Origin of the sequence: Microlunatus sp. GCM10028923 (assembly GCF_042666975.1) — a bacterium.
Taxonomy (GTDB): domain Bacteria; phylum Actinomycetota; class Actinomycetes; order Propionibacteriales; family Propionibacteriaceae; genus Microlunatus.
Genome location: NZ_JBHTFF010000003.1, coordinates 356,067 through 372,798 on the forward strand (window position 1 = coordinate 356,067; position 16,732 = coordinate 372,798).

Consider the following 16,732-nt stretch of genomic DNA (forward strand, 5'->3'; position numbering starts at 1 on the left):
GATCATCGTGACGTGGCACATCGTTTCGTGTCCGCATGATCCGCGGCGAGGGGACTGATCATGAACTGGAAGAGGCCTGCTCGGAGGTTGCCCCGGACGTTCGCCGTGATCGCGGTCGCGGCGCTGCTGGGCCTGGCGACGGCCCAGGCTCAGACCCTGCCGCAGCGGGTCGTCGGCGCGCCGGCACCGCTGCTGGCCAACCCGGGATTCGATGCCGGCAACGGATCCGGGCAGCCGATCGGCTGGGCCGTCACCGGGCCGCAGGGGTCCGCGGTCGTGATCAACCGGGCCGCCGACCGGACCGCCGGACCGGGCTCGCTCCAGCTGACCGACCCGGCCGACGGCTCGGTCTCGGTCCGCTCGGAGAAGGTCGTCGCCGTTCCGGGTCGGGACTACCGGCTGACGGCGAAGGTCAAGACCGGCAGCGGCACGCCCGGCTCGCTCTACCTCGAGTTCTGGGACTTCAACCGGAGCCGGGTCGGCGTCGAGGTCGTCGCGCCGGAGCCGTCCCCGGACTGGCAGACGGTGACCCTGACCGCGAAGGCGCCGCCGACCGCGGCCCACGTGACCGTGTTGATCTACGGCACCCAGGCTCCGGCCGGCGTCTCGTACTGGGACGAAGTCGATCTTGAAGCGGCGGCGGCCGGCTACGACCCGCGGCTGACGACGGCCCGGGAACTGTTCCTGGACGACTACCGGATCGAGTCGGCCCACGACATCGGCCGGGTCGTCCATCCGGCCCAGGTGTCGCCGACCCCGGTGCTGCGGGCCGACCAGCCGTGGGAGCACAGCGCGTACATCTACGGCTCGGTGATCAAGCTCGGCTCGACGTACCGGATGTGGTACACGTGCTACAACGACCAGGCCCCGAACTATCACCTCTGCTACGCCGAGTCGAAGGATCTGAAGACCTGGGCGAAGCCGCTCGGCCGTGGCTCGGTCGGGTACCGGGACCTGCCGGCCTCGAAGACCAACATCGTCGCCGCGCACTCCGGAACGGTCGCCTACAACCCGGACGCCCCGGCCGACCGCCGCTACGTGATGCTGACCTTCCGGTCCGGCACCGTGAACGACACGTTGGGCTACTACACCCGGTTCTCCGCCGACGGCTACAGCTGGACCGAGGTGGCCGCCAAGCCGGCCCTGCTGGACGGCGATGTTTCCAACCTCACCTGGGATCCGGTGACCAAGCGCTACGTCGCGACGATCAAGAAGCGGATGTTCACCGCGCGCACGCCGGGCACCTACGAGCGGTCGGCCTTCGTGTCGACCAGCCCGGACGCGATCACCTGGACCGAGCCGACGCTCGCGGTCAGCGGCGACTACGCCGACGACGGCCGGGCCGAGCAGCTCGGCGGCCTGGAGGGCCAGATCTACGGCATGCCGGCGATCCGGTACGAGAGCACGTACGTCGGCTTCCCCTGGGTCTTCTCGCTGACCGACTTCACCTCCGGTGAGTACAAGTCGGCGGCCGACGGCCCGGTCGAGGTCCAGGTCGCCTCGTCCCGCGACCTGATCGACTGGCAGCGGCCGGTGCGGGACCCGGTGATCGACATCGGAACGCCCGGCGCCTGGAACGACGGCGCGCACTACACGGCCAGCACCCTGCACGTGACGCCGGAGACGGTCAGTCTGCTCTACGGCGCGTTCAACAACGAGCACGGCGGTGCCGACCCGAACGATCCGAACCGGGACCGGCACGTCGGCAACATCGGCCTGGCCGGCTGGCGCCGGGACGGCTGGGTGTCGCTCAGCAACGGCGCCGCGGGAGGCGTCGGCGACCCGGGCCAAGTGATCACGAAGCCGATCACCGTCCCGGACGGCCGGCTGCACCTGAACGCGACGGCCCGGCCGGAGGGTTCGCTGGTGGTCGAGGTGCTCGACGAGCAGGGCCGGGTGATCGACGGCTTCGGCCGCGACCAGGCCGTGCCGATCACCGGCGACCGGCTGGACGCCGAGGTCACCTGGCGCGGCGGCCGGCAGCTGTCCGACCTGCGCGGTCAGCAGGTCAAGCTGCGGATCTCGATCGTGAACGCCGACCTCTATTCCTTCTGGTTCGCCGGCTGACGGGCATTACTCTGTCCCCGTGAATCCTCAGGCGCCGATCGGGATCTTCGATTCGGGGTTCGGCGGGCTGACCGTCGCCCGCGCGGTGCTGGACCAGCTGCCGTACGAAGACGTGCTCTACCTGGGCGACACCGCCCGCGCCCCGTACGGCGAGAAGCCGTTGGCCGAGGTTCGCGAGTACGCGCTGGAGTGCCTGGACCACCTGGTCGAGCAGGACGTGAAGCTGCTCGTCATCGCCTGCAACTCGGCCAGCTCGGCGGTGCTCCGGGACGCCCGGGAGCGCTACCCGGTGCCGGTGGTCGAGGTGATCCTGCCTGCCGCCCGACGGGCGGTGGCGGCGACCGGGACGGGCCGGGTCGGGGTGATCTGCACCGAGGCGACGGCGACCTCGCTGTCGTACGACGACGCGTTCGCCGCCGCGCCGCAGGTCGACCTGCACACGGCGGCCTGCCCGCGGTTCGTCGAGTTCGTCGAGGCCGGGATCACCGGCGGTCCGGAATTGCTGGCCTGCGCCGAGGAGTACCTGAAACCCTTGCAGGCGGCCGATATCGACACATTGATCTTGGGCTGCACGCACTATCCGCTGCTCACCGGCGTGATCTCGTACGTGATCGGCGACGTGACCCTGGTGTCCAGCGCGGAGGAGTGCGCCAAGGAGGCGTACGCGGTGCTGACCCGGCTCGGGCTGGTGCACGAGACCCCGCGCCGGAGCAGCACCCGGTTCCTCACCACTGGCAGCCCGGACCAGTTCGCCCGGCTGGGGCAGCGGCTGATGCCGGGCATGATCAACTCCGTCGACCAGTTCACCTGAGGCGAAAGGGCGCCATGAAGCTGACCATCGTCGGTTGCAGCGGTTCCGGATCCGGCCCGGAGTCGCCGGCCTCGAGCTATCTGGTCCAGGCCGACCACGAGGGCCGTACCTTCTCGCTGCTGCTGGATCTCGGGCCGGGCTCGTTCGGCGCGCTCTACCGCTACCTGGACCCGGCCGACATCGAGGCCGTCCTGCTCAGCCATCTGCATCCCGACCACTGCCTGGACGTGTGCGCCCTGTACGTCGGGGCCAGCTACTCGCCGACCGCGCCCTGGCGGCCGGCCGCCGTCTACGGCCCGGCCGACACCGCCGAGCGGCTGGTTCGCGCGTACGACGTCGCCGCACCGCCCGGGACCGAACCGGCCGAACCGACCCGGGGCATCGCCGACTACTTCGACTACCGCACCTGGCAGCCGAGCCAGCAGATCGGGCCCTTCGACGTCACCGTGACCCGGGTCGCGCACCCCGTCGAGGCGTACGGGATCCGCCTCACCGAGCGGGCCGGCAGCGGCGCCTCCCTGGTCTTCTCCGGTGACACCGGCCCGTCGCCCGCGCTGGCCGAGCTGGCCACCGGCGCCGACCTGCTGCTGATCGAGGCCTCGTTCCTGGACCGGCCGGACAACCCCGCCGGGCTGCACCTGTCCGGCCGCCAGGCCGCCGAACTCGGCACGGCCGCCGGCGTCGGCGCCATCGTGCTGACCCACATCCCGCCCTGGCACGACCCGGACCAGGTGCTCGCCGAGGCGACCCCGCACTTCGCGGGTTCGATCGAGCTGGCCCGGTCCGGGGCGCGCTGGACGATCGGCTGACTGTCGCCAGAACTCCTCAACTCGGCCGCTGGAGGTCGATTTCGGGCTCCAGCACTCCAGTTGAGGAGTTTTCGCGACAGCGCTCGGCGAGCGCGTCAGCTGAGCACCATCACCACGCCGCCCCCGCGACCCCTGCCACACTCCCGTTCGAGACAACGATCGAGGATCTCGCGTGATCGCGGACGTGGCGTTCCCCGCGGAATCTCCCGGGCGCACTTCACCAGATTCGCAAGCCTGCACTTCACCAGGTTCCAGTCGTCCTCGGTCGGGCCGGTGGCATCGTTCATCCGGAACACGATGATCATGCCCTCGTCGGTCTCCACCTTGCCCAGAAGGAGATCTCGGCCGAGATCGAGGACCTCGTACTCGACCCCGTCCCGCTCCTGCGTCCTCGTCGGCACAGCCATCGTGACCTCCCACCTTGATGGGCCCCTGCTCATCATCCGCCCGTCGCACCGCGGACCGGAACGGACCTTGGTCACCAGCTTCCGGTCCGCGGCGCCGGCCATCAAACCAGGCCGTCGAAGGAGATGACGCCTAGCGCTCGCGCGGCGGCAGCACCTGCCGACCCTGGTAGCGACCGCAGGCCGGGCAGGCCTGGTGCTTCGGGGTCAGCTCACCGCAGGCCGGGTTGGCGCACCTGGTCAGCGGTACGGCGGCGATCCGCCGCCACTGCGCACGGTGCCGCCGGACCCGGGCCCGGGAGCGTCGTCGAAACATCGAACTGGACATGATCGAACTCCTTGGTGTCGTGGGATGCGATGGCCAAGGAGCCGGGGCGGGTCACGGCCGACCTCGGGCCGGAGCACGAGGGCACAGCGGGCCGTGTGGTCGGGAACGATCCGGTCGCGGGCAGACCGACGAACCGGAGGAATTCCGGTGATCACGAAGGATTCCCCTCAGAGAGCTGGCGGACCGTCACGGTCCGCGGAGGCAGGGACGCCAACTCCGCCGCGCACCGGATCGGTGGGCAGCGGCCTGCCCGGAGCTAGGAGGCTTCCGGGCTCTCCGACGGGGGATTCACCCGTCGCACGATAGTGGCGGATCCGTGGCCGGGCCATCGAATTTCGGCCGAGGTTTCTGGGAAGGTGTCGGATCGGGGCCCAGACGTTCGTGGACCTGGCGAGCGACCCGCTCGGGGTCGCCGCGTCCGAGAGGAGACGACCGTGCCGCAGTATCTGATCGCGTTCAACGACGAGTGGGTGCCCGACCACACGCCGGAGGAGCTCACCGCGAAGGGCGTCGCCGTCCGGGCGGTGTCGGCCGAGATGAAGGAAGCCGGCATCTTCCAGTTCGAGAACGGCGGCATCGACGCCTCGACCGTGGTCTGCAGTGTCCGGACCAAGGACGGGAAGCCGATCTTCACCGACGGGCCGTACGTCGAGACCAAGGAGCACCTCGGTGGGTTCTGTGTCATCGAGGTGCCGGACGACGAGGCGGCCCGCTACTGGGCCGGCCGGATGGCCGTCGCGCTCGACTGGCCGCAGGAGGTGCACCGGTTCCCGGGCCCGCAGGGTTCATGATCAACTGAGCCGGCCGGAGGCCAGCCAGTCCTGCAGCAGATCGGCCTTCGCGGTGCGCCCGAGCAGCCGGTACGCCCTCGCCCAGACCACCGGATCCGCCAGCGGCAGTCCGCGCCAGGCGCCGGTGACCTGGGTCGGCAGCGGCTCCAGGCCGTCCGGTCCGCGCAGGGCGAAGTTGACCATCAGGTCGAGGTGATCATGGACCTTGAGGCAGCGGTCCGTGCCGTAGACGCCGTCGGTCCGGGTGGCGTCGCGGTACGGCAGCCCGGCGCGGTCGAGGGCGGCGAGCACGGCGTCGGGCGGGGCGTCGACCGTCACGTCCCAGTCGTGCGCGACCGTACCGAGCCCGAGGGCGACCAGCAGGCCCGAGCCGCCGAGCGCCGGCTGCCAGCCCTCGGCGGTCAGCACGGACAGCAGCCGGTCCAGGCCCTCCCGGGGAGGCAGTCGCGGGGCTTCGGTCGGAGGCTGGGCCACGGGGTCAGTGTCCCAGCCCGCCGGATTCCCACCTCCCGTACCTCCGCCGGTGTGGGGCACTAGGGTGGGCTGTCGTGACGACACGAGCCGACGGACGGGCCAACGACCAGCTACGCGACGTGAAGATCACGCGGGGGTGGCTGGACCACGCCGAGGGATCGGTGCTGGTCGAATTCGGTCACACCCGGGTGCTGGTCGCGGCCAGCGTGACCGAGGGTGTGCCGCGGTGGCGGAAGGGTTCCGGGCTCGGCTGGGTGACCAGCGAGTACGCGATGCTGCCCCGGTCCACCCACACCAGGTCCGATCGCGAGTCGATCAAGGGCCGGGTCGGCGGCCGGACCCACGAGATCAGCCGGCTGATCGGCCGCAGCCTGCGCGCGGTGATCGACTACCAGGCACTCGGCGAGAACACGATCGTGCTCGACTGCGACGTGCTGCAGGCCGACGGCGGCACCCGGACCGCTTCGATCACCGGCGCGTACGTCGCGCTGGCGGACGCGGTCGACTGGCTGCGGCACCGCAACCTGCTGGCCGGTGAGCCGCTGACCGGGTCGGTAGCCGCGGTGTCGGTCGGCGTGGTCGGCGGCGACCCGATGCTCGATCTCTGCTACACCGAGGATGCCGCCGCCGAGGTGGATATGAACGTGGTGATGAGCGGCGCCGGCGAGTTCATCGAGGTGCAGGGTACGGCCGAGGGCGCGCCGTTCGACCGGACCACGCTGGACGACCTGCTCGAGCTGGGCAGCGCCGGCTGCGTGGCCCTGACGAAGCTGCAGGAGAAGGCCCTGACGGGTCGTTGATCATGGAGTCCGTCGTCCTGGCGACCGCCAACGCGAAGAAGCTGGCCGAACTGCGCCGGCTGGTGGTGGCGGCCGGCCTGAACGTGACGGTGCACGGGCTCGGTGAGGTCGCGGACTATCCGCCGCCGGCCGAGACCGAGCCGACGTTCGAGGGCAACGCGTTGATCAAGGCCCGGGCCTGCGTCGCGGCGACCGGCCGGCCGGCTCTCGCGGACGACTCCGGGATCGCCGTCGACGTCCTGAACGGCATGCCGGGCGTACGGTCGGCGCGCTGGGCCGGGCCGGACGCGACCGACGACGACAACAACGCGCTGCTGCTGCGGCAGTTGGACGACGTGCCGGACGAGCGCCGTACCGCACGGTTCGTCTGCGCCATGGCGCTGGTCCTCCCGGACGGGACCGAGCACACCAGGACCGGGGAGATGCACGGCCGGCTGCTCCGGGCGCCGGCCGGCGTGCGTGGCTTCGGCTACGACCCGCTGTTCGTCACCGACGGGCAGACGGTGACCAACGCCGAGCTGACCGGGGAGGCCAAGGACGCGATCAGCCATCGCGGCAAGGCGGTCCGGGCGATCCTCGAGGTGCTGACCGACGAGCTGGGAAGGGTTGGACGTGAAGACCTATCTCGATCTTCTTGATCATGTGCTGACCACGGGAGTCCGCAAGGGCGACCGGACCGGGACCGGGACGTTGAGCACGTTCGGCTACCAGCTCCGGTTCGACCTGGCGCAAGGGTTCCCGTTGCTGACGACGAAGAAGCTGCACACGAAGTCGATCTTCGCCGAGCTGCTCTGGTTCATCGCCGGCTCGACCAACGTCCGGTCGCTGCAGGAACAGGGCGTGTCGATCTGGGACGAGTGGGCCGACGAGAACGGCGAACTCGGCCCGATCTACGGCTACCAGTGGCGTTCCTGGCCGACGACCGACGGCCGGCACCTTGATCAACTCGCCGCGGTGATCGATGCGATCAAGACCAACCCGGACTCGCGGCGGCACCTGGTCAGCGCCTGGAACGTGGCCGATCTCGACCAGATGGCGCTGCCGCCGTGCCACACGATGTTCCAGTTCTACGTGGCCGAGGGGCGGCTGTCCTGCCAGCTGTACCAGCGATCCGCGGACATCTTCCTCGGCGTCCCGTTCAACATCGCCTCGTACGCGCTGCTGACCAGCATGATCGCCCAGGTCTGCGGCCTGGCGCCGGGCGACTTCGTGCACACGCTGGGCGACGCGCACCTCTACCTGAACCACGTCGAGCAGGCCAAGAAACAACTGACCCGGGAGCCGCGCCCGCTGCCGAAGCTGATCATGAACCCGGACGTCAAGGAGATCGACGAGTTCACCCTGGCCGACTTCACTATCGAGGGCTACGACCCGCACCCGGGCATCAAGGCCCCGATCGCCGTCTGATGTCCTCGATCCCTGAGCCTGTCGAGGTTCCCGCGCTTGTCGAGGGGGCGGGCCCCGGCTCGATCGTCGCGATCGCCGCGTACGCCCGCAACCGGGTGATCGGCAACGGCCCGGAGATCCCGTGGCGGATCTCGGCGGACTGGAAGAGGTTCCGCCGGATCACCACCGGCCACGTGCTGATCATGGGCCGGAAGACGTACGAGTCGATCGGTCGCCCGCTGCCCGGCCGGCACACGATCGTGATCACCCGGGATCCCGACTGGCGGGCCGACGGGGTGATCACCGCCGACGGCCTCGACCGAGCCATCGAGGTGGCCCGGGCCCGGCACCCGGAGTCGATCATCTTCATCGCCGGCGGCGGCGAGATCTACCGGGCCGCCTGGGATCGTACGGAATTCCTCGACGTCACCGAGGTCGATGCGGAACCGGAGGGTGACGTCACGTTCCCGGAGATCACGGACGCCACCTGGCACGAGGTGTCCCGGGACGCGCGGGACGGATTCGCCTGGGTCGGTTATCGGCGGGTCGTCGCCTGAATCATTGCCTGGGCGGGGTTCTCGGCTGACAATGCCGGAATCGGGCCCGTCATTCCGAGGGGCCCTAGGCAAGGAGGAGATCTCCATGACAGAGCCTCGCTTGGCCGCCAAACTCGGCGCCGAGTTCCTGGGCACGTTCTGGCTGGTCTTCGGGGGATGCGGCAGCGCGGTGCTTGCCGCGAAGTTCCTGTCGGCTGATCCCGGTACCAATACCCAGGTTCAGCTCGGGATCGGATTCGTCGGCGTCTCACTGGCGTTCGGCCTGACCGTGCTGACCGGCGCGTACGCCTTCGGGCACGTCTCCGGCGGCCATTTCAACCCGGCCGTGACGATCGGCCTGGCGATCGCGAAGCGGTTCGAGTGGAAGGGCGTACTGCCCTACATCGTGACCCAGATCGTCGCGGCCTCGTTCGCCGGACTGGTGTTGTTCATCATCGCGGCCGGCAAGGACGGCTTCAACGCGGTGGAGAGCGGGTTCGCGACCAACGGTTTCGGTGATCGTTCGCCGGACGGTTACGGCCTGCTGGCGGCGTTGATCATCGAGGTGGTGCTCACCGCGGTGTTCCTGTACATCATCCTCGGCGCCACCGACGACCGGGCACCGAAGGGTTTCGCGCCGATCGCGATCGGCCTCGGCCTCACCCTGATCCACCTGGTCAGCATCCCGGTCACCAACACCTCGGTGAACCCGGCCCGTTCGCTCGGGGTGGCCTGGTTCGCCGGTGGGGCAGCGTTGTCGCAGGTCTGGTTGTTCATCGTCGCGCCGATCATCGGGGCGGCGATCGCGGGCTTCACGTACGCGCTGATCACCGGGGCCAACGCGACACCGGTGGACGAGGGGGTCGCCAACAACCCCTGATCCACCCGGTGGGTTCTCAAGACCCGGCGTCGGTCGCTGTCGTGGCGAATCGGCGCCGGGTCTCGTCGTCCGCGGGGACGAAGGTCTCCAGGTGCAGCCCCTCCAGGGTCGCGTCGGCCGCCGTGGTCAGCCGGCTCGAGATGCTGAACAGCCGCAGCACCCCGTGGTCGACGGCGAGTTCGAGGGCGAGCACCGGCCCGGCAGCCGAGGCACCGCCGGACGGCCGGACCCGGGCCCCGACCTCGCCGGCCAGCTCCTCCAGCCGAGGGTCGTGGGTACGTTCGGCCCGGGCCACCAGCTGGTGGTACAGGTGCGCGGCCCAGTCATCGAAGTTCACGATCCGCGGTGCCAGGCCGTCCGGGTGCACCGAGAGCCGGATCACGTTGATCGGCGGTTCCAGCAGCTCCGGCGCGCAGCCGGCCAGCAGCGGTTCGACGCCGGCGTTGGAGTCGATCACGTCCCAGTGATCATCGAGCAGCAGCGCCGGGTAGGGCAGATGCGCGTCGAGCAACCGGCGCAGCCCGTCCATCACCACCGACACGCCCGCGCTGTCCAGCTGCTGATCTTGATAGCGCGGCGCATAGCCGGCGGCCAGCAGCAGCCGGTTCCGGTCCCGCAGCGGAACTTCCAGATGATCGGCCAGCCGGATGATCATCTCCGCAGTCGGGTGGGCCTTGCCGGTCTCCACCCGGCTGACGTGCCGAGTGGAGATGTCCGAACGGTCCGAGAGCTCCTGCTGGCTGAAGCGGCGACGCTCCCGCCACTGGCGCAGCAGCGGCCCGACCGGACGCTGCTCGGCGGTGCTGATCATGGCCGCCACTCTAACTCCGCGGGTCCAGACCTTCATGACCTCCGAGGTCATGGCCCCTGGACACCGGCCGGGCGAGGCTTGGTCCCGTCGAACCTCACGGAACCCACGAAGGAGCAAGATCATGAACGACATCGTCAAGGCCTACCTCGCCACCTGGAACGCCGACGGTGCCGACCGCGACCAGCTGCTCGCCGAGCACTGGTCGGAGTCGGTCGGCTACACCGACCCGCTCGCCGAGGTGACCGGCCACGCCGGGATCGCCGCGGTGATCGACGGCGCCCGGCAACAGTTCCCGAACTTCGTCTTCACCCCGGTCGGCGAGCCCGACGGCCACCACCGGCAGGTCCGCTTCCAGTGGGGCCTGGGACCCGAGGGCGCCGAGCCGGTGGTGATCGGGTTCGACGTGATCGTGCTCGACGAGCAGGGCCGAATCCTCGACGTCCGTGGCTTCCTGGACAAAATCCCCGGCTGACCGTCCGTCCCGCCGGGCGGGGTCAGCGGCGCGCGGCCTCACCCGGCGGCAGGGACACCTGGGTCCGGTAGTTGGACTCGTTGAACCACGGGTTCCGGACCGGATAGTTGGCCGGCGTCCGGCCCGCCACGTCGGCCTTGTAGATCCAGATCTCGTCCTCGTCCCAGGTCAGGATCTCGTCGACGCCGTCGCCGTCCAGGTCGTACACCGCGGCGCACAGCACCGGGTGCCCGTCGTCGGGGAACATCACCCGGCGGACGCCGTGACCGTCGATCAGGCCGCCCTGCACCGGATGGGTGGACAGCAACGCCAGGTCAGCCGGCCGATCCGTGTCGCCGGCCGGCACCCAGTTCACCAGCTGTAGCAGGGATGCGTACGGCATCGGCTCGAAGTCGCAGAGCAGTTCGCCGGTCTCGCCGAACGTTGCGTTCACGCCGAGCCGGCCCCAGAACGTGTTGCACATGAACTCCAGCCCGGGCCGCTCCGGGATCAGGTTGCCGAAGCACATGCTCTGTGCGTGCCCGATCGGGAACCGCCACAACTCCTGGCCCTTGCCGTCGAGCATGATCAGGCCGGCATCACTGCCGGCGATGACCGACCGCAGGTCGAGGCCGCCGGCACCGTCGTCCAGGTTGATCAACACGACGTTGTCGGAGTGATCGGGATAGCTGGTGGCCCACAGTTCGGTGCCGTCGTCGTCGAGCAGGGCATGGCCGATCATGACTTCGTCCCGCCCGTCGCCGTCGATGTCCTTGGTGTACGGGTAGTGGCCGGTCTTGCCGGCCCAGGTCCAGAGCTGGTTGAGGTCCCGGTCGAAGGCCCAGATGTTCTTGTAGCGGTCCTTCAGCAGCAACGAGTCGGGCCGGCCGGACCCGGTCAGGTCGGCGAAGTACAGGCTGTCGCCGAGCATCCGGACGTAGGCGTCGTCGGAGGTGTCCGGGTTGTGCGGCACGGTCGTCCGGCGCCGGACCTCGCCGGTCCGGCCGTCCAAGATCAACAACTCCCAGTCCTTGCACAGGATGACCTCGGCCGCGCCGTCGCCGTCCCAGTCGTGGACCTGGAAGCAGAGGTCGCTGGTGGTGGCGAACGTGTTCACGCTGGGCGTGCCGAACGTCCACAGCAACTCGCCGTCCAGGGAGAAGGCGGCCACCGAGCTGATCGTGGAGAAGTTGTCGCTGCCCATCCGGTCGGTCCGTCGGGCGACGACGACCTCGGGCCGGCCGTCGCCGTTCAGGTCGCCGATCCGGAGGTTGCGGTCGGTGCCCCAGGCGCCAGTGCCGAACCGCCTCCAGAGGTACGGCCGGACGGCGGGCTCGGGATCGACCGAACCGGCCCGGACCGGCTGACGGTCACCTCGGACCCGGACGTCGCCGAAGCGGGCCGGCCGGTCGGCGATCAGGGCGACGCCGCCTCCGCCCGCCGCCACGGCGGCCGACACCGAGACGTCGCCGAACCTCGCCGTCGCGACTCCGCCGTCGATCGTGATCTTGAGTTCGGTCGCGGTGTCCGGGTCCGGCCGGACCTCGGTCTCGGCGAGGACGGTCTCGGTGAAGAAGCGGAACCGGACCAGCCGGAGCGTCGAGCAGGTGACCAGGGCGGCGTAGTAGTCGCTCGCGTGCCGGACCTGGAAGCCGAGACCCCGGGTGCCACCGTGGGTCAGCGGCCGAAGTCGTACCGACGCCTCGGTGATCAGCCAGGTCTCGTCGCCGGCGGCCAGCATCGGCGGGTGCTCGTCGCTGACGATCGTCTGCTCCACCGACCGGCTGCCGTCGGTCTCCTCGACCACCTGCCAGTTGCCCCGGCTGGTGGACTTGCGCCGGTAGCTGTGATGGATCATCACCTCCCGCCAGGTGCCGCTGTCGGTCAGCGCGGGGACGACGTGGTACTCGCCCGACGGGGTGTAGTCACCGGCGATCACGGCGACCGGCGCCGTCGTGAAGTCGTCCTGCAGCAGGGTTTCCATCGAAGAGTGCCTTCCGTTCGTCGGTTTGCGGGTGACTCAGCCCTTGGTCGCGCCGGCGGTCAGGCCGGCGACGAACTGTCGGGTGAAGAGGAGGTAGACGATGACCACGGGCAGGGCGGCGACGGTGAGCCCGGCGAACAGGGCGGGCACGTCGGTGCCGTACTCGCCGACGGCCTGGAACACGGCGACGTTGAGCGTCTGCAGTTCGTTGCGCTGCATGATCAGGATGACCAGCAGGATGTCGTTCCAGACGGACAGGAACTGGAAGATCCCGACCGTCGCCAGCCCGGGCGCACCGAGCGGAAGGTAGATGCTCCAGAAGGTCCTGAGCCGGCCGGCGCCGTCGATCGCCGCGGCCTCGGCGATCTCGGGCGGCACGGCGCGGAAGAACCCGTAGGTCAGGAACACCGTGAACGACATCGCTCCGGCGATGTAGGCCAGGATCAGGCCGGCGTAGTTGTTGATCAAGTCCGCGCCGCGCAGCATCAGGTAGAGCGGCGCGATGATCCCGGTGACCGGGATCATCTGCCCGATCACGAAGTACATCAGGGTGCGGTCGCGGGCCCGCCGGGAGCTGATCACCAGCCCGTACGCGGCCATCGCGCCGATCAGCAGGATCGCGGCGACGGCCGGCACCGTGACCGCAGTCGAGTTCAGGAAGTAGCGGCCGAAGTTCTTCTCGGTGAACAAGGTGAGGTAGGCCGACCACTGCGGATCTCGCGGCCAGAACCAGCTGTTGACCAGATACTCGGCCGGCGACTTGAGCGACGTGAAGATCATCCAGATCATCGGCACCACGGTGGCGACCGACACGACGGCCAGCACCGTGAAGATCACGGCCGAGCCGGCGAACCGGCGGGCCACCACGGCGGGCGGCCGGCGCCTGCGGAGAGGTTCAGTCATCGAGCACCCGCCGCCGGCCGAAGATCCGCCAGTAGAGCCCCATCACGATCGCGGTACAGGCGAAGAGGGCGACCGAGAGCGTGGCGCTGTAGCCGAGCTCGAAGTCGTTCATGCCGGCCCGGTAGACCAGGATCGCGAGCAGCGAGCTGGCCGTACCCGGTCCGCCCTGGGACATCACCCAGACCGGGTCGAACACCCGGAACGTCCCGATCAGGCCGAGGATGATCACGATCGACGTGATCGGCCGGAGCAGCGGCAGGGTGACGTGCCAGAGGGCCCGGGCTGCGCCGGCACCGTCGATCCGGGCCGCCTCGATCAACTCCGCCGGGATGTTCTGCAGGCCGGCCAGGAAGATCACCATCGAGAAGCCGAAACCCTTCCAGATCGCCGCGACGATGATGCTCGGCAGCACCGTCCGGGCGTCGCCGAGCCAGTTCTGCGTCCAGTCCGACAGGCCGATCGCGGCCAGCAGCGAGTTCAACATCCCGTACGTGGGCGCCGGGTTGAGGATCCGCGACCAGAGCATCCCGGCCACCGCCCAGGACAGGATGTAGGGCAGGAACAGCACGGTCCGGAACAGGGCGGCGAGCCGCGGCCGGGCGTTGATCAACAGGGCCAGTCCGAGTCCGACCAGTGTGCTCACCACGACCTCGCCGGCAAACCAGACCAGGTTGTTGATCAAGGCCTGGTAGAAGCTGTCCGAGGCGAGCATGGCCGCGTAGTTGCGACCGCCGGCGAACTTCGGCCGGCCCAGTCCGTTGTAGTCGAACAGGCTGAGCCCGAACGTGCCGAGGAACGGCGCGATGTGCAACAGCGAGTAGATCGCGATGGCCGGCAGCAGGAACGCGGCCGGAACCAGCGACCGCCTGAGGGTACGCATGCCGGTAGATCAGCCCTTGAACCCGGCCTGCACCGTGGTCTCGATCGCCTGCTCCGGCGTCTTCGCCCCGGAGACGACCTCCTGGATCGCGCGGCCCCACGCCTCGGCCTCGCCGGGCGGGATGTAGTTGTTGTAGAACAGCCCTTCCGGGTCGACCTGATCGAGCCGGGCGGCCGCGAACTCGGCCAGCCCGCCGGCCGGGATCTTCTCGTTCGCGGACCGCAGACTGGAGACCAGCCCGGACTTCTCGACCTGAACCGTCAGCTGCTCCGGCGACACCCACCAGGTGAGCAGCTTGCGGGCGGCCTCCTCGACCGCCGAGTCCGCGGTCAGGCAGTACATCTGCCCTGCGCCGCCCCAGTAGGTGGCGACCGGGTCGTCGATCAGCTTGACCGGCTCGTCGAACGCGGAGATCTCCGGATCCAGCTTGATCAAGCTGCCGATCTGATAGCTGGCCGACGGCAGCATCACCGCCTCGCCGGTCGCCAGCATCGCCTGGGTGTCGGCTGCGGCCATTCCGGTGTCGGCGGGGTCGAGGATGCCGTCCTCGACCATCGTCCGGTACATCGTCAGCGCGTCGACGAAAGGCTGGCCGGTGTAGTCGCGGGCCGCCGAGGCCTTGATCATCTCGGTCAGCCCGATGAAGGTCGGGACGAACGCCTGGAACGAATTCGCTGCCGTGTTGACCTCCTTGAGGCCGAACAAGATCGGATAGCGCTTCTTGGCCCGGATCCGGCCGGCGGCCTCGGCCAGGTCGTCGTACGTCTTCGGGGGCTCGATCCCGAGATCATCGAAGCCCTTGGGGTTGTAGAACCACATCCCGAAGCGGAGCGCGTCGGAGATCCCGTACAGGGTGCCGTCGACGGTTCCGGCCTCGATCGCAGCCGGGAAGATGTCGTCCCGGATCCCGGCATCGTCGAGCACCGTCCCGACGTCGGCGAGCAGGCCGGCCGCGGCGAAGTCACGCATGTTGTATTGCGTGATGCCGAGGAACTCGGGCCGGTCGTCGCTCATCATCGCGGTCCGGAGCACCGTGTTGAAGTTCTGCGGGGCGAGGTTGAGGTTGATCGTCACGCCCGCGTTCGCTGCCTCGTACCGCTTGGCGAGGTCACCGAAGGTCGCGCCGCGCTCGGCCGCCTCGTAGTAACTCCAGAAGTTGATCACGCCGGTGGCGCCGTCCGAGTCGCCGGAGCCGCAGCCGCTGAGGAGGGTCGCCGCCATGCCGCCGGCGAGGCCCAACAGGGTGCGCCGGGAGAGCTGAGGATTCGTCATCGAGGTTCCTTCTGCCGTGCCGTCGCACCAGATATAGCACGCTGTTGCAGGAACTCGCTAGACGTTACAGAAACAAATGAAACAGATTACGGCCGGGTCGGCGGGGCGCTGGTCGATTGCTGCACGGACAGTTCCACCGGCACGGTCCGGCCGATCGCGGATCCCTCGGTGCCGATCAGTTGCACGATCGCGTCGGCGGCGGCCCAGCCGACCGAGCCGTAGGACGGGGCGACCGTCGTCAGCATCGGCGTCACCAGGTGGTTGGTGTTGGCCGCGTCGAACTCGACGATGCTGAGGTCGTCGGGCACCCGGCCGCCGCGCTGGGCGAGCCGGTTGACGATGCCCATCGCGACGAACGTATTGACGCAGATGATCGCGGTCGCGTCGGTGGCCAGCAGTTGGTCTGCTGCCGCGTAGCCGCCGCCGACGCCGGCGAAGAAGTGACCAAGATCGATCAGGTCCGGCAGTGCGTGTTCGGCGATCGCCTGCTCCAGGCCGACCCGGCGCTGCGCCTCGGACCAGGTGACGATCCGCCCGCCGGCGTACGCGATCCGGCGATGTCCCAACGCTGCAAGGTGAGTGACGGCCTGCCGCATCCCGTCGGCGTACTCGATGTTGACCGAGGAGAGGCCCTCCACCTGGCCGTCCACCAGCAGCAGTGGCACCTCCGCGCCGAGCTCCAGATTGGTCTGCGGGTCACCCAGCGGGGAGCAGATGATCAACCCGTCGACCCGCGGCGCCAACGACCGCGCCAACTCGGTCTCGGCCTCGGCGTTGCGGTCCGAGTCGGCCACGTAGACCCCGTACCCACGCACCTGGAGGCGGTGCTGGGCGGACTTGAGCAGCGAGGCGAAGGTCGGGTTGTCCAGGTCCGGCAGCACGATCCCGATCGCCCCGGTCTGCTCCGGGCGTTCCGCGGGCCGGCTGGGCTGGCGCTGATAGCCGAGCTCGTCGGCGACCTGGAGCACCCGATGACGGGTCGCCTCGGCCACCGTGTCCGGCCGGCTGAGGGCCCGCGACACCGTTGCGGGCGACACCTTCGCGAGCCGTGCGATGTCTCGGACTGTTGCAGTCACGTTTCAGCACCTCCTGACTGCACATCGTCCCACGCGACGGAAGGTGCCGGCGCCGGATCGTGGGTGCAG

At 69.4% G+C, this 16,732-nt stretch carries 19 protein-coding genes; 10 read left to right on the forward strand and 9 right to left on the reverse strand.

The genetic code is table 11. From position 1 onward, the window contains the following. Positions 1-60 precede the first annotated feature (60 nt). Genes ACFQU4_RS08855 through ACFQU4_RS08865 form a run of 3 tightly spaced genes read left to right on the forward strand, consistent with a single transcriptional unit; the run spans position 61 to position 3,687 of the window. Positions 61-2,067, forward strand: a complete 2,007-nt coding sequence (locus tag ACFQU4_RS08855) for a hypothetical protein (RefSeq protein WP_377489758.1) — start codon at positions 61-63, stop codon at positions 2,065-2,067. A gap of 19 nt (positions 2,068-2,086) precedes the next feature. Beyond that, a complete protein-coding gene (gene murI, locus ACFQU4_RS08860) occupies positions 2,087-2,878 on the forward strand; it encodes a glutamate racemase (RefSeq protein ID WP_377489761.1) in 792 nt (263 codons plus the stop codon). Positions 2,879-2,892: 14 nt separating this feature from the next. Further along, on the forward strand, positions 2,893-3,687 hold the full coding sequence (locus ACFQU4_RS08865; RefSeq protein WP_377489764.1) for an MBL fold metallo-hydrolase: 795 nt from the start codon (positions 2,893-2,895) through the stop codon (positions 3,685-3,687). 95 nt (positions 3,688-3,782) lie between these two features. On the opposite strand, the gene ACFQU4_RS08870 is transcribed toward ACFQU4_RS08865, so the two are convergent. Then, positions 3,783-4,196, reverse strand: coding sequence for a hypothetical protein (locus ACFQU4_RS08870; protein ID WP_377489767.1), 414 nt, complete (start codon positions 4,194-4,196; stop codon positions 3,783-3,785). 28 nt (positions 4,197-4,224) lie between these two features. After that, positions 4,225-4,419: a 50S ribosomal protein L32 gene (gene rpmF, locus ACFQU4_RS08875; protein ID WP_377489770.1), complete on the reverse strand. Its 195-nt coding sequence runs from the start codon at positions 4,417-4,419 to the stop codon at positions 4,225-4,227. Positions 4,420-4,853: 434 nt separating this feature from the next. Between rpmF and ACFQU4_RS08880 the strand changes: the two genes are divergently transcribed. Next, complete coding sequence (locus ACFQU4_RS08880; protein ID WP_377489773.1) at positions 4,854-5,210, forward strand: YciI family protein; 357 nt, start codon at positions 4,854-4,856, stop codon at positions 5,208-5,210. Here ACFQU4_RS08880 and ACFQU4_RS08885 read toward each other — a convergent pair whose 3' ends face one another. Further along, a complete protein-coding gene (locus ACFQU4_RS08885; protein WP_377489776.1) occupies positions 5,211-5,684 on the reverse strand; it encodes a hypothetical protein in 474 nt (157 codons plus the stop codon). 74 nt (positions 5,685-5,758) lie between these two features. On the opposite strand from ACFQU4_RS08885, the gene rph reads away from it, so the two are divergent. The 5 genes from rph (at position 5,759) to aqpZ (ending at position 9,286) form a co-directional block, all read left to right on the forward strand. After that, on the forward strand, positions 5,759-6,484 hold the full coding sequence (gene rph, locus ACFQU4_RS08890; protein ID WP_377489779.1) for a ribonuclease PH: 726 nt from the start codon (positions 5,759-5,761) through the stop codon (positions 6,482-6,484). 2 nt (positions 6,485-6,486) lie between these two features. After that, positions 6,487-7,122, forward strand: a complete 636-nt coding sequence (gene rdgB / locus ACFQU4_RS08895; protein ID WP_377489782.1) for an RdgB/HAM1 family non-canonical purine NTP pyrophosphatase — start codon at positions 6,487-6,489, stop codon at positions 7,120-7,122. Next, the gene (locus tag ACFQU4_RS08900; protein ID WP_377489785.1) at positions 7,097-7,891 is read left to right on the forward strand and encodes a thymidylate synthase; all 795 of its coding nucleotides are present in this window, start codon (positions 7,097-7,099) and stop codon (positions 7,889-7,891) included. Before rdgB ends, ACFQU4_RS08900 begins: the two co-directional genes overlap by 26 nt. Continuing rightward, entirely contained in the window at positions 7,891-8,427 is a 537-nt protein-coding gene (locus tag ACFQU4_RS08905) for a dihydrofolate reductase (RefSeq protein ID WP_377489788.1), read from the forward strand. Before ACFQU4_RS08900 ends, ACFQU4_RS08905 begins: the two co-directional genes overlap by 1 nt. A gap of 85 nt (positions 8,428-8,512) precedes the next feature. Then, positions 8,513-9,286, forward strand: coding sequence for an aquaporin Z (gene aqpZ, locus ACFQU4_RS08910; protein ID WP_377489791.1), 774 nt, complete (start codon positions 8,513-8,515; stop codon positions 9,284-9,286). A 16-nt stretch (positions 9,287-9,302) separates the two neighbouring features. Here aqpZ and ACFQU4_RS08915 read toward each other — a convergent pair whose 3' ends face one another. Next, complete coding sequence (locus ACFQU4_RS08915; RefSeq protein WP_377489794.1) at positions 9,303-10,097, reverse strand: helix-turn-helix domain-containing protein; 795 nt, start codon at positions 10,095-10,097, stop codon at positions 9,303-9,305. 121 nt (positions 10,098-10,218) lie between these two features. On the opposite strand from ACFQU4_RS08915, the gene ACFQU4_RS08920 reads away from it, so the two are divergent. Next, positions 10,219-10,569, forward strand: a complete 351-nt coding sequence (locus ACFQU4_RS08920) for a nuclear transport factor 2 family protein (protein WP_377489797.1) — start codon at positions 10,219-10,221, stop codon at positions 10,567-10,569. A 22-nt stretch (positions 10,570-10,591) separates the two neighbouring features. Here ACFQU4_RS08920 and ACFQU4_RS08925 read toward each other — a convergent pair whose 3' ends face one another. From ACFQU4_RS08925 to ACFQU4_RS08945, 5 genes are all read right to left on the reverse strand, one after another. After that, entirely contained in the window at positions 10,592-12,532 is a 1,941-nt protein-coding gene (locus ACFQU4_RS08925) for a hypothetical protein (protein ID WP_377489800.1), read from the reverse strand. Between the two features lie 36 nt (positions 12,533-12,568). Next, positions 12,569-13,435, reverse strand: a complete 867-nt coding sequence (locus tag ACFQU4_RS08930) for a carbohydrate ABC transporter permease (protein WP_377489803.1) — start codon at positions 13,433-13,435, stop codon at positions 12,569-12,571. Further along, complete coding sequence (locus tag ACFQU4_RS08935) at positions 13,428-14,315, reverse strand: carbohydrate ABC transporter permease (RefSeq protein WP_377489806.1); 888 nt, start codon at positions 14,313-14,315, stop codon at positions 13,428-13,430. Before ACFQU4_RS08935 ends, ACFQU4_RS08930 begins: the two co-directional genes overlap by 8 nt. Before the next feature lie 9 nt (positions 14,316-14,324). Continuing rightward, the gene (locus ACFQU4_RS08940) at positions 14,325-15,587 is read right to left on the reverse strand and encodes an ABC transporter substrate-binding protein (RefSeq protein WP_377489809.1); all 1,263 of its coding nucleotides are present in this window, start codon (positions 15,585-15,587) and stop codon (positions 14,325-14,327) included. Between the two features lie 86 nt (positions 15,588-15,673). Further along, a complete protein-coding gene (locus tag ACFQU4_RS08945; RefSeq protein WP_377489812.1) occupies positions 15,674-16,663 on the reverse strand; it encodes a LacI family DNA-binding transcriptional regulator in 990 nt (329 codons plus the stop codon). Positions 16,664-16,732: the final 69 nt, after the last annotated feature.